At 57.5% G+C, this 12,693-nt stretch carries 12 protein-coding genes; 9 read left to right on the top strand and 3 right to left on the bottom strand.

Annotated features, from left to right (window positions below; all coding sequences use genetic code 11):
* Positions 1–190 precede the first annotated feature (190 nt).
* Positions 191–1,390 (top strand): DesA family fatty acid desaturase, encoded by a 1,200-nt coding sequence (locus VE934_RS07290; protein WP_324885863.1) that lies wholly within the window; start codon positions 191–193, stop codon positions 1,388–1,390.
* Between the two features lie 366 nt (positions 1,391–1,756).
* Here the strand turns inward: VE934_RS07290 and rpmG are convergent, their stop codons facing one another.
* From rpmG to trxB, 3 genes are all read right to left on the bottom strand, one after another.
* On the bottom strand, positions 1,757–1,924 hold the full coding sequence (rpmG, locus tag VE934_RS07285; RefSeq protein ID WP_007863188.1) for a 50S ribosomal protein L33: 168 nt from the start codon (positions 1,922–1,924) through the stop codon (positions 1,757–1,759).
* A gap of 11 nt (positions 1,925–1,935) precedes the next feature.
* Positions 1,936–2,169 carry a 50S ribosomal protein L28 gene (rpmB, locus tag VE934_RS07280; protein WP_077593832.1) on the bottom strand — a complete coding sequence of 78 codons (234 nt, stop codon included), beginning with the start codon at positions 2,167–2,169 and terminating at the stop codon, positions 1,936–1,938.
* 260 nt (positions 2,170–2,429) lie between these two features.
* On the bottom strand, positions 2,430–3,371 hold the full coding sequence (trxB, locus tag VE934_RS07275; protein WP_414693822.1) for a thioredoxin-disulfide reductase: 942 nt from the start codon (positions 3,369–3,371) through the stop codon (positions 2,430–2,432).
* A 155-nt stretch (positions 3,372–3,526) separates the two neighbouring features.
* Here trxB and VE934_RS07270 point away from each other — a divergent pair, with 155 nt between their 5' ends.
* The 8 genes from VE934_RS07270 (at position 3,527) to VE934_RS07235 (ending at position 12,610) form a co-directional block, all read left to right on the top strand.
* Positions 3,527–4,204, top strand: coding sequence for a Crp/Fnr family transcriptional regulator (locus VE934_RS07270; protein ID WP_324885853.1), 678 nt, complete (start codon positions 3,527–3,529; stop codon positions 4,202–4,204).
* A 76-nt stretch (positions 4,205–4,280) separates the two neighbouring features.
* Entirely contained in the window at positions 4,281–6,626 is a 2,346-nt protein-coding gene (locus VE934_RS07265) for a DNA translocase FtsK (RefSeq protein WP_324885851.1), read from the top strand.
* 182 nt (positions 6,627–6,808) lie between these two features.
* Positions 6,809–7,453, top strand: coding sequence for an outer membrane lipoprotein chaperone LolA (gene lolA / locus VE934_RS07260; protein WP_414693825.1), 645 nt, complete (start codon positions 6,809–6,811; stop codon positions 7,451–7,453).
* A complete protein-coding gene (locus VE934_RS07255) occupies positions 7,453–8,784 on the top strand; it encodes a replication-associated recombination protein A (RefSeq protein ID WP_324885847.1) in 1,332 nt (443 codons plus the stop codon). Before lolA ends, VE934_RS07255 begins: the two co-directional genes overlap by 1 nt.
* A gap of 256 nt (positions 8,785–9,040) precedes the next feature.
* The gene (locus VE934_RS07250) at positions 9,041–9,970 is read left to right on the top strand and encodes a branched-chain amino acid ABC transporter permease (protein WP_324885845.1); all 930 of its coding nucleotides are present in this window, start codon (positions 9,041–9,043) and stop codon (positions 9,968–9,970) included.
* A gap of 23 nt (positions 9,971–9,993) precedes the next feature.
* The gene (locus tag VE934_RS07245; protein ID WP_324885843.1) at positions 9,994–11,103 is read left to right on the top strand and encodes a branched-chain amino acid ABC transporter permease; all 1,110 of its coding nucleotides are present in this window, start codon (positions 9,994–9,996) and stop codon (positions 11,101–11,103) included.
* Positions 11,104–11,112: 9 nt separating this feature from the next.
* On the top strand, positions 11,113–11,880 hold the full coding sequence (locus tag VE934_RS07240; RefSeq protein ID WP_324885841.1) for an ABC transporter ATP-binding protein: 768 nt from the start codon (positions 11,113–11,115) through the stop codon (positions 11,878–11,880).
* Between the two features lie 13 nt (positions 11,881–11,893).
* Positions 11,894–12,610, top strand: a complete 717-nt coding sequence (locus VE934_RS07235) for an ABC transporter ATP-binding protein (RefSeq protein ID WP_324885839.1) — start codon at positions 11,894–11,896, stop codon at positions 12,608–12,610.
* The last annotated feature ends 83 nt before the right edge of the window (positions 12,611–12,693 follow it).

Genomic DNA, 12,693 nt, shown 5'->3' with positions numbered 1-12,693 from the left:
GTGAAGAAGGCGTGTAAAGACAGCTTTACTGACAAAGATCAATGAATTTGACGGCTTTGCGTCAAATTGACTGCCTTTCAGGCCTCGCGGATTTGCTGCTTTTGACGCCGGCATTTACAATGGAGGGCTGAGTCCGCGGCAGCTTCAAAGTTGCGTTTTTGGACTTTTACGGATTGTTTAAAGGACTCTCATGATCGTGTTTGACGCCGCCCTCGACTGGCTGGCCCATGGACTGGTTGCTGCTACCTGGTGGCAAATCGTGATTTACGCATTGGTGACCACTCACATCACCATTGCCAGTGTGACAATTTACCTGCATCGGCACCAAGCGCACCGTGCCATGGATTTGCACGCCATCCCTGCGCATTTTTTCCGTTTCTGGCTTTGGCTCGGTACCGGCCAAGTTACGAAGGAGTGGGTCTCTATCCACCGCAAGCACCACGCCAAATGCGAAACCATGGAAGATCCGCACAGTCCCCAGGCATACGGCATCAAAAAGGTGTTCTGGCAAGGTGCCGAGCTGTACCGCGCCGAGAGTAAAAACCGGGAGACCATGGTCAAGTATGGTCATGGCACGCCCGACGACTGGGTTGAGCGCAATATTTACTCCCGTTACAGCTGGCAGGGCGTCGGCCTGATGATGATCATCAATCTGGCCTTGTTCGGTGTGGCTGGTCTGGCTGTCTGGGCTGTGCAAATGGTCTGGATTCCAGTGACTGCGGCCGGCATCATCAACGGCATCGGCCACTACTGGGGTTATCGCAATTTTGAGGCGCCTGATGCCAGCACCAACATCTCGCCATGGGGCATCATGATTGGCGGCGAAGAGTTGCACAACAACCATCACACCTACCCGACGTCTGCCAAGTTTTCCGTGAAACCCTACGAGTTTGATATCGGCTGGGGCTATATCCGCGCGCTGGAAACGGTGGGCCTGGCAACGGTCAAGAAGGTGCCGCCCAAGCTTCAGCTGGGCAGCATTCAGCCAGTGGCCGATGAAAAGACGCTTGAGGCCCTGATTGCCCACCGCTACGAAGTGATGGCAAGTTATGCCCGTGAACTGCGTCGCACCTGCAAGCAGGAAATTGAAGCCTTGAAGGCACGCAGGGCCGATGTTTCAGTGCTCAAAACCGCCAACCGTTGGCTGCATCGTGACGAGGACAAAGTGCCTGCCGCGGCCAAGCCCAAGTTGGCCCAGGCCCGTGCCGAGCATCCCGTGCTCGACAAGATGGTCACCATGCGCGAAGAGCTGCGCCAGATGTGGATGACAACCTCGGCCTCACGCGAACAACTGGCGGCCGACCTGCAGGGCTGGTGCCGCCGGGCGGAAGAAAGCGGCATTGCATCGCTGCAGGAGTTTTCGCAAAAGCTGCGCGCCGCACGCGCTTAAGTTTCCCTGCTTCGCCTCCAAGGGCCGCACCAGCTTCATTGCTGCTGCGGCTTTTTTGTGGGCGGTCGGGGCCCCCCGGCATTGGCTGTCATCCCCGGACTCGATCCAGGATCCACGCCTCCCGAACTACTGTCTGGCCCCATGATTGTGGGCCTCGACGCCGCAATGCCGCCGCAGGTGCGCAGCGTACTGCTGACATTGGACTCGCTTCACTGCACAGCTGCGCGCACGGACACGCTCGACGCAGGTCGCAAGCGCGACTCATCTTCATGTGGATTGTGTCTGCAGCAGACATAAAAAAACCCGCGGAGATTATCAGCGGGTTTTTAAAAAGAGTGATGCGAGCACCACCCGGAGCAATCTGAATTACTTCAGTTTGATTTCCTTGTATTCCACATGTTTGCGTGCTTTTGGATCAAATTTCATGATCAGCATTTTGTCAGGTGTGGTCTTCTTGTTTTTGGTGGTCGTGTAGAAGTGACCCGTGCCGGCAGTTGATTCCAGCTTGATTTTTTCGCGTGCGCCTTTTGCCATGATGATTCTCCTTAGATTTCACCGCGGGCACGGAGGTCCACGAGGACCGCATCGATACCGAGCTTGTCGACAAGACGCAAACCGGCGCTGGTGACGCGCAGACGCACCCAGCGGTTTTCGGTCTCAACCCAGAAACGGCGGTATTGCAGATTAGGCAAAAACCGGCGCTTGGTTTTGTTGTTGGCGTGAGAAACATTGTTTCCCACCATTGGGCCTTTGCCCGTTACCTGACAGACGCGTGCCATGAGCACTCTCCGTAAAAAATAGAAATCGGAATGCCGGACCCTCGGGGGAGGAATCTCAGCTAAGCCATAGATTATAGCCTGAAAACCCGTAGTCCTCAAGCCGGCTGTTTCGACGAACTACTTAGAGGGGACGCAAAGGTCTGGCGAGGGCTACAGGAGCAAAAATTCAAGCCGGGACCGCGGGTCTGGCTTTGCCAGCCCGCAGGCGCAGCGCCCCCTCGGGGGGCAGCGCATTACACGAAGTGAAAAGCGTGGGGGCTCTACTGCTGTTCCAGAAAGCGCTGGGCGTCCAGCGCGGCCATGCAACCCGTGCCGGCGCTGGTGATGGCCTGACGATAAACGTGGTCCTGGACGTCGCCGGCGGCAAACACGCCCGGCACACTGGTCATGGTGGCAAAACCCTGCAGGCCGGTTTTCGTAATGATATAGCCGTCTTTCATGTCCAGCTGACCCGAAAAAATGTCGGTGTTGGGTTGATGGCCGATGGCGATAAAACAGCCCTGCAATTTGAGATCTTCCGTTGTGTCCGACTTGGTGCTTTTGAGTCGCACCCCATTGACCCCAGAGGCATCGCCCAACACTTCGTCCAGGGTCTGGTGCAGCTTAAGTTCAATCTTGCCCGCGGCAACTTTCTCGTGCAGTTTGTCGATGAGAATCGCCTCCGCCTTGAACTTGTCGCGACGGTGGACGAGATAAACCTTGCTCGCAATGTTGGACAGGTAAAGCGCTTCTTCGACAGCCGTGTTGCCGCCGCCGACGACGCAGACTTCCTGCTCGCGATAGAAAAAGCCGTCGCAGGTTGCGCAGCCTGAAACACCGCGGCCCATGAAGGCCGTTTCCGAGGGCAGGCCCAGGTATTTGGCGGAGGCTCCAGTTGCGATGATCAGGGAGTCGCAGGTGTAGGTGTCACTGTCGCCCGTCAGGGTAAAGGGGCGCTTGCTGAAGTCGACCTTGTTGATATGGTCGAAAACAATTTTTGTTTTAAAGCGTTCGGCATGCTCCAGAAAGCGCTGCATCAATGCGGGCCCCTGTACGCCCAGCGGATCGGCCGGCCAGTTGTCCACATCCGTGGTGGTCATAAGTTGACCACCCTGCGCGATGCCCGTAATCAGAACCGGATTGAGGTTGGCGCGCGCCGCGTAAACCGCGGCTGTATAGCCTGCGGGGCCTGAGCCAAGGATGAGAACTTTAGAGTGTTGCATTGTGGAAATCTGATTGGGAAAGCATTCGATCTCAGTTAGAGTGGGGCCGAGCCCGCGGTTTAAAACCTGTGGCCCGTGGAAATAGCCGGACGACGCACAGCATTGTAAGAACTCGCGGGAAGTCTGGCCGACGATATGGTCTGGAGGAGTCAGATATGTCTACGATGGTGTCTAACCTGGAGTTGATTCGTCGGGTGCCCTTGTTCTCAATGTTGACAGCGGCTCAGGCGGAGTTGGTGGCCGCTGCAGTCATCAAGCGCCGTTACAAACGTGGCGAGGCGCTGGTCGAGCAAGGCAAGCAGTCCAATGCCCTGTCGATCCTCCTGACTGGGCGAGCCCGCGTGATGTCAACCGATTCGCGTGGACGGGAAGTGATTCTGGCGACCCTGCACCCTGGTGACTATGTGGGCGAGATGAGCCTTATCGACAATGCGCCTCATTCAGCAACAGTGCGCGCTGAGGTGCAGACTGACGTCCTGGTGGTGGGTCGCCCCGAATTCATTCGTTGCCTGCCGGAAAACAGCTCCATGGCTTATGCAGTCATGAATGGCCTGGTGCAGCGTCTCAGGCAAGCTGATCGCAAAATTGAGTCGCTCGCTTTGATGGATGTTTATGGCCGCGTGGCCCGTGCATTGCTGGAGTCCGCGGTGCCAGACCGCGAAGGGAACACCATCATCCGCGACAAGGTTTCGCGTCAGGACCTGGCCAAAATGGTGGGCGCTTCGCGCGAGATGGTCAGCCGCGTGATGAAGGACCTTGAAGAGCGTGGTTTTATCGAGACCCGTACTGATGGTTCCATGTGGGTGAAAGACCGACTTAACAGCCTGGGTTGATGCCCGTCCGCAGGCTGCTTTTTGCGTCTTTTTGTGTCTGGCGCGCAGCAGCATCTGAGGTAAGCTCAGTGGTGGCATGACTTATTCCCTCGACACTCTGAACTCCAGAAATTCCTCTTCCGCCAGCCCGGCCGCTGGTGTTAAACGCTTCACGCACGAAGTCGCTCTGATCCTCGGACTGCTCGCCCTGCTTTTCTGGCTGGGGGCACTGCTGAGCTATTCCCCGCAAGACGCGGCATGGTCCACCACGGGTAGCGGGCACGGAGCGGGCACCTTGAAAGCAACTGATGTCCCCATCCGCAATTGGGGGGGACGTTTTGGCGCGTGGCTTGCGGACGCCAGCTACTTTTTATGCGGATTTTCAGCGTGGTGGGCTTTGGTTGCAGGGGCTCGGGCCTGGCTCGGATCACTTGCACGCGGCTTGCGAAGCGAGTCGACCTCCTCTACGGCGCTGGACCGGATCAAATTCTGGGGATGCCTGTTTCTTCTGTTGCTTGCCAGCACGGCGCTAGAGTGGTCGCGGCTGTATCGCTTTGAAGCCAGCCTGCCTGGTCATTCCGGCGGCGTGCTGGGTTACCTCGCAGGCCCCACCAGTGTGAAGTGGCTCGGGTTCACTGGATCCGGACTGATCTGGATTGCGGTAGGGGTGATTGCCGCATCGGTTGTTTTTTCATTCTCATGGGCACACACTGCACAGCGCGTGGGCGCGTGGATCGACGAACTGATCGAGTCGCGTCGGGAAAAGCGGGAGATTGCTGAAGACCTGGCCGTGGGCCGTGTAGCGGCGCGGGAGCGTGAAGAAACCCTGCATGAAGAGCGCATCGATATCGAAGTGCACCATCCGGTACCTGTCTTTATCGAGCCCGCACTTGCCGAAATTCCGAAAAGTGAGCGAGTGGCCAAGGAGCGGCAAAAGCCATTGTTCAGCGAAATGCCCGACTCCAAATTGCCGCAGGTTGATCTGCTTGATGGTGCCCTTGTGCGTCAGGAAACGGTGGCGCCCGAAACACTCGAGATGACCTCGCGTCTGATCGAGAAAAAGCTCAAGGACTTCGGCGTCGAGGTGCGCGTGGTGGCGGCGTCGCCGGGGCCGGTGATTACACGGTATGAAATCGAGCCGGCCACGGGCGTGAAGGGCTCCCAGATTGTCAACCTCGCAAAAGACCTTGCGCGTGCGCTCAGTCTGGTGTCGATTCGGGTGATTGAAACCATCCCTGGCAAAAACTACATGGCGCTCGAGTTGCCAAACGCCAAGCGACAGTCGATCAAGCTCAGTGAAATTCTGGGCTCACAGGTTTACAACGAAGCCAAGTCCATGCTGACCATTGGCTTGGGCAAAGACATTAGCGGCGCGCCGGTTGTTGCCGACCTTGCGAAGATGCCACACTGCCTGGTGGCGGGTACTACCGGGTCGGGCAAATCCGTCGGCATCAATGCAATGATTTTGAGCCTGCTCTACAAGGCCGACGCGCGCGACGTCCGCCTGCTGCTGATTGATCCCAAGATGCTTGAGATGAGCGTCTATGAAGGAATACCGCATCTGCTGGCCCCCGTGGTGACCGATATGCGCCAGGCGGCGCACGGACTGAATTGGTGCGTAGCCGAGATGGAAAAGCGCTACAAGCTGATGAGCAAGCTGGGTGTGCGCAATCTCGCGGGTCACAACGTCAAGATCGACGAAGCCAAGGCGCGGGGCGAGTTTATTTACAACCCCTTCAGTCTCACGCCAGAGCAACCCGAACCGCTGGAGCGCTTGCCTTACATCGTCGTGGTGATCGACGAACTGGCCGATCTGATGATGGTGGTGGGCAAGAAGATTGAAGAACTGATCGCACGCCTTGCGCAAAAGGCTCGTGCGGCAGGTATCCACCTGGTGCTGGCGACCCAGCGCCCCAGCGTTGATGTGATTACGGGCCTGATCAAGGCCAATATTCCAACCCGCCTGAGCTTTCAGGTCAGCAGCAAGATCGACAGCCGCACCATCCTTGACCAGATGGGCGCTGAAGCCCTGTTGGGTATGGGCGACATGCTCTACATGCCCAGCGGTACTGGTTTTCCGGTTCGGGTGCATGGCGCGTTTGTCAGTGACGACGAAGTGCACCGCGTTGTTGCCTACCTCAAGCAACAAGGCGAGCCGAACTACATCGACGGTGTGCTTGAAGGCGGCACGGTTGACGGCGAGGGTGACCTGCTGGGTGATGGTGCGGCGGGCGAGGGTGATAAAGATCCGATGTACGACCAGGCGGTTGAGATCGTTCTGAAAAACCGCAAGGCCTCGATTTCACTCGTCCAGCGGCATCTGAAGATCGGCTACAACCGTGCGGCCCGCCTGCTTGAGGAAATGGAAAAGTCGGGCATGGTGAGTGCCATGTCAGGTAGTGGCCAGCGGGAAATTCTGGTGCCGTCACGCGCTGAAGGCTGACAGGCCTTCTTTTACCTCGGCGATACATTGAACAGGCAACCAATCCCGGCCCACGGAACTCCTACAGTTCTATTTACCACTGGGCTTTTCTCGAATCCGCCCTGAACATTGTCATGACTCACCCCATTCAAATGCCTGTATCCGCGTCACGTTCCCGATTGCCTGCTGCGATCCGCGTGGCCCTGGGTACCGTAGTTGCTATCTTTTCAGTAGCGGCTGCCGCCCAGATTACAACGGTAAGTGGCCTCGAAAGCCTTGAAACTTTTGTCAAGAACACCAAAAGCGGGCGGGCCTCGTTTACGCAGGTCGTTACCAGCCCGGTCCGCGACGGGCAGGCGGCCAGGACCAAAACGTCAACAGGAAGCTTTGAATTCTTGCGACCCAACCGTTTCAAGTTCGTCTACAAAAAGCCTTTTGACCAGAGCATCGTCTCGGACGGGCAAACTTTGTGGCTGCACGATGTCGACTTGAACCAGGTCACATCGCGCAAACTGTCGCAGGTCTTGAACGGCACGCCGGCCGCCGTGATTGCGGCAGCGGCCGATATCAAGGCTCTGCAGACCGACTTCAACCTGGTGCCGCAGCCGGACAAGGGTGGTCTCGAATGGATTTTGGCCACCCCCAAAACTAAAGACGGCCAGGTCCAGAGCATCACGGTGGGCTTCAAGGAGACTGACAAGGGCAGTGAACTGGCGGTGCTGGAAATTCTGGACAGTTTTGGGCAACGCTCGGTCATGACGTTTTCCAACTTCGAGGTCAACCCGGCCATGACGCCCTCCACCTTTCAGTTCAAGCCGCCAACCGGGGCGGACGTGATTCGGCAGTAATGGCGACGCGCGCCGGGGCATCGGGTCAGGGCGTGGACGCCAAAAACGCTGCTCCGCTGGCTGAGCGGTTTCGGCCGCAAACGCTGGGCGAGGTGATTGGGCAGCAGCACCTGCTGGGCGAGGACATGCCACTGCGCGTGGCCTTTGAATCAGGCCAGCCGCACAGCTGCATCTTGTGGGGGCCGCCCGGTGTGGGCAAGACCACGATTGCGCGTCTGATGGCGAGCAGTTTTGATGCGCACTTCATCTCCATCTCTGCGGTGCTCGGCGGCGTCAAGGAGATTCGCGAAGCAGTGGAGCAGGCCAGTATCTGGCAAGGTCAGGGCAAGCGTACGATTGTGTTTGTTGACGAGGTGCACCGCTTCAACAAGTCGCAGCAGGACGCGTTTTTGCCGCATGTTGAAAGCGGGCTGTTCACCTTTATTGGCGCTACAACGGAAAATCCGTCTTTCGAAGTCAACTCGGCATTGCTGTCTCGCGCCGCCGTTCATGTCCTGCAGACTCTTGGTGAGGAGGATCTGAAGCAAATCATTGCTCGCGTCCTTTCAGATCGGTCATTGTCCGCTATTGAAAATATAGCGCCTGAGGCCGTTGATCAGCTCGTGGCCTACGCGGACGGCGATGCGCGGCGATTGCTCAACACGCTCGAGTCGCTGGACGTAGCTGCTCAGCGCGAGAAGGGTGGCAGCCTCGTGGTCACCCAGCCCTGGTTGCTGAAAGTGCTGGGCCAACAGATGCGTCGCTATGACAAAGGCGGCGAGCAGTTTTATGACACCATTTCTGCTCTGCACAAATCGGTGCGGGGTTCCGATCCGGACGCGGCACTGTATTGGCTCGTCCGCATGCTCGATGGTGGTGCAGAACCCAAATACATGGCGCGCCGGCTGATACGCATGGCCAGTGAGGACATCGGTCTTGCCGACCCGCGTGCCTTGCGCATGGCGCTGGACGCAGCGGAAGTGTACGAACGCCTTGGTTCGCCAGAGGGTGAACTGGCGCTGGCTGAGTGCGTGATTTATCTTGCCGTAGCACCCAAGTCCAACGCCGTCTACAAGGCTTTTAACGAGGCCAGGGCGCTCGTCAAAAAGGACGGTACGCGCCCGGTACCTCTGCACCTGCGCAATGCACCTACCAAGCTCATGAAAGAGCTGGACTACGGTAAAAACTACCGCTATGCCCATGATGAAGAAGATGGGTTTGCGGCAGGTGAGAGCTATTTCCCGGACGGAATGACAGCTCCGGGTTTTTACAGGCCTGTAAACCGTGGTCTGGAAATCAAGATTGCAGATAAGTTAAACGAATTGAAGCTGAAGAATAATCAGAAAGCCTAATCAAAAGCGATACCTGCTGATAGTTGCCTTATTGAACAGCAAAATAAACTTCCACAAGGGTAAACCCCGCAAAAACGCGGCCTGTGGCCCGTTTCTCGCTTACTCCCTCTGACTACAATTTGTGCATGAGCTCGCCACCCAAGTCCAGTTAGCTGGTTTTGATAGGCGGGCTTTTTGTTAACTTGCGCGATTTCGTCGCTGCCACCACAAGTGGTGCGGCAGGGTTGGCAATCTCAAATCAACCGGAGAGTGAGTTATGGAAGTATTGCTTCAGCAGATCATCAATGGTCTGGTGCTGGGCAGCATGTATGCCTTGGTCGCACTGGGTTACACCATGGTGTACGGCATCATCAACCTGATCAATTTTGCGCACGGCGAGGTCCTTATGGTGGGTGCACTCACCAGCTGGACCATCATTGTGTGGATGCAGGAGGCTATGCCCGGAACACCAGGCTGGGTGATTTTGATCATCTCCCTGCTCATAGCCTTTGTGGTGTGTGGTGCGCTTAATTTCGCGATTGAAAAAATCGCCTACCGGCCGCTGCGCAACTCCCCGAAACTTGCGCCCCTGATCACCGCTATCGGCATGTCCATCCTGCTTCAGACGCTGGCCATGATCATCTGGAAGCCCAACTACAAACCGTACCCGACCTTGTTGCCTGCAGAGCCCCTGCAAATCGGCGGCGCGGTGATCACCGTCACGCAGATTTTCATTCTGGGTGCAACTGCAGTGTCGCTGGCCATCCTGATGTATCTGGTGAATTACACCAAGCTGGGGCGCGCCATGCGAGCCACCGCTGAAAATCCCCGCGTGGCAGGCCTGATGGGCGTTAAACCTGACACGGTGATCTCGGCCACTTTCATTATTGGCGCCGTTCTGGCTGCGCTGGCCGGCGTAATGTATGCATCCAACTACGGAACGGTGCAACACACCATGGGCTTTTTGCCAGGTCTGAAGGCCTTCACTGCGGCCGTGTTCGGCGGCATTGGCAATCTGGGCGGCGCGGTGCTGGGCGGTATTTTGCTGGGCCTGATCGAATCCATAGGTGCGGGTTATATCGGACCGCTTACCGGCGGTGTGCTGGGCAGTCAATATTCAGACATCTTCGCGTTCATCGTGCTGATTTTTGTGCTCACCCTGCGCCCCTCGGGATTGCTGGGAGAACGTGTGGCGGATCGGGCTTAGGTCGGCCACATCAGGAGAACATCATGAATCACAAAAAAATAGCTACTTTTCTGGCCGTTGCCGTTGCGCTGCTGGTGCTGCCCCTGCTGCTGCAGCAGGGCGGTAACGCCTGGGTGCGCATTGTCGACATGGCACTGCTTTATGTGTTGCTGGCGCTGGGCCTGAACATCGTCGTCGGGTACGCCGGTCTGCTGGATTTAGGCTACGTCGCCTTTTTTGCGGTCGGCGCTTACCTGTTTGCCCTGCTGGGCTCACCTCATTTGGCGGATGCCTTTCCCGTCATCAAATCGGCGTTTCCGGAAGGATTGCACTTACCGATCTGGGCGGTGATTCCGCTAGCGGCCGGGCTGGCGGGCTTTTTCGGCATCATCCTGGGCGCGCCCACGCTGAAGCTGCGCGGCGACTACCTGGCGATCGTCACGTTGGGTTTCGGCGAGATCATTCGTGTCTTCCTGAATAACCTCGACCGCCCGATCAACCTGACCAACGGCCCCAAGGGTATCAACCAGATCGACTCGATGAAGTTCTTCGGCTTTGACCTGGGCAAACCGCACGAGTTTTTCGGTTTCGAGGTGACCTCTGTGTCGATGTACTACTACCTCTTTCTGGTGTTGGTGATCGTGTCTGTGGTGATCTGCCACCGCCTTGAAAATTCGCGCATTGGTCGCGCGTGGATGGCGATTCGCGAAGATGAAATAGCCGCCAAGGCCATGGGTATCAACACCCGCAACCTCAAGCTGCTCGCCTTCGGCATGGGCGCCACCTTTGGCGGGGTATCCGGCGCCATGTTCGCTGCCTTCCAGGGGTTCGTATCACCCGAGTCCTTCAGCCTGATGGAATCCGTGATGATTGTTGCCATGGTGGTGCTGGGCGGTATTGGGCACCTGCCCGGCGTCATTCTTGGCGCTTTGTTGCTGGCGGCTCTGCCCGAAGTGCTGCGACACGTTGCCGGTCCGCTGCAGGCCATGACTGGCGGGCGCCTTGACTCCGCCATCCTGCGCCAGCTGCTGATTGCCCTGGCCATGATTGCCATCATGCTGTCACGGCCACGCGGACTCTGGCCCGCCCCTGAACATGGCAAGTCTTTGAACAAGACGCCGGGCAAAGACCCGATTCAGTCAATCAACCCTTAAGGAATGGACATGAGCGAAACCATTCTCAAAGTCACCGGTGTTTCCAAGCGTTTTGGCGGTCTGCAAGCCCTCAGTGACGTGGGCATCCATATCGAGCGTGGTCAGGTCTATGGCCTGATCGGTCCCAACGGCGCAGGCAAGACAACATTCTTCAACGTGTTAACGGGTTTGTACACACCGGATGGCGGCACGTTTGAGCTGGCCGGCAAGCCCTACAAGCCGTCTGCTGTGCACGAAGTTGCCAAGGCGGGCATTGCCCGGACCTTCCAGAACATCCGGTTGTTTGCCGACATGACGGCGCTTGAAAACGTCATGGTGGGCCGGCATATGCGCACCAAATCGGGCCTGATCGGAGCGGTGTTTCGCACGCCCGGCTTCAAGGCTGAAGAAGCGGCGATTGCCAAGCGCGCACAGGAACTGCTGGACTATGTGGGCATTGGCAAATTCGCCGACTACAAGGCACACACGCTAAGCTACGGCGACCAGCGCCGGCTTGAAATTGCGCGCGCGCTGGCCACCGACCCGCAGCTGATTGCCCTGGACGAACCGGCCGCCGGTATGAACGCTACCGAGAAGGTGCAGTTGCGCGAGCTGATTGACCAGATACGCAAGGACAACCGCACCATTTTGTTGATTGAGCATGACGTCAAGCTGGTCATGGGTTTGTGCGATCGTGTCACTGTCCTCGACTACGGCAAGCAAATTGCTGAGGGCCCGCCCGCAGAGGTGCAGAAAAACGAAAAAGTGATCACCGCCTATCTGGGCTCAGGTCATTGAAGGAAAGAAAATAATGACAAACACTCTTCTGAAGGTGAGCGGCCTCAAGGTGGCCTACGGCGGTATCCAGGCCGTCAAAGGCGTGGACTTTGAAGTCAACGAGGGCGAACTGGTTACCTTGATCGGCTCCAACGGCGCCGGCAAGACCACCACCATGAAAGCCATCACCGGTACTTTGCCGCTGATGGGTGGCGACATCGAATACATGGGTAAAAGCATCAAAGGCCGGGGCGCCTGGGACCTTGTCAAGGAAGGCCTCGCGATGGTACCGGAGGGCCGCGGTGTGTTCACCCGCATGACCATCATTGAAAATCTGCAGATGGGCGCCTACATCCGCAACGACAAGCCCGAAATCGCCGCAGACATGGAAAAAATGTTTGTTCTGTTTCCCCGTCTACGCGAGCGAAAAGACCAGCTGGCCGGCACCATGAGCGGAGGTGAACAGCAAATGCTGGCCATGGGCCGCGCGCTGATGAGCCGGCCCAAGGTCTTGCTGCTGGACGAGCCGTCCATGGGGTTGTCACCCATCATGGTCGACAAGATCTTCGAGGTGGTGAAAGATGTGTCTGCACACGGCGTCACTGTGTTGCTGGTTGAGCAAAACGCCAGCCGCGCATTGGGCATTGCCGACCGCGGATATGTGATGGAGTCCGGATTGGTGACGATGAACGGCGACGCGAAAGAGCTGTTGAACGATCCGCGCGTTCGGGCGGCATACCTGGGCGAGTAGAGCTCTTTTTTGTTGCGATTTGAAGGGATGTGTCGGGCGTTAGCGCCAGCCCTGCCGTCGGCCGATCAAGACTAACGAAAGGC

The sequence above is a fragment of the Polaromonas sp. genome (assembly GCF_035638815.1).
Taxonomy (GTDB): domain Bacteria; phylum Pseudomonadota; class Gammaproteobacteria; order Burkholderiales; family Burkholderiaceae_C; genus Polaromonas.
The sequence above is the reverse complement of the archived record's forward strand: the minus strand, read 5'-3'. Positions and strand labels throughout refer to the sequence as shown.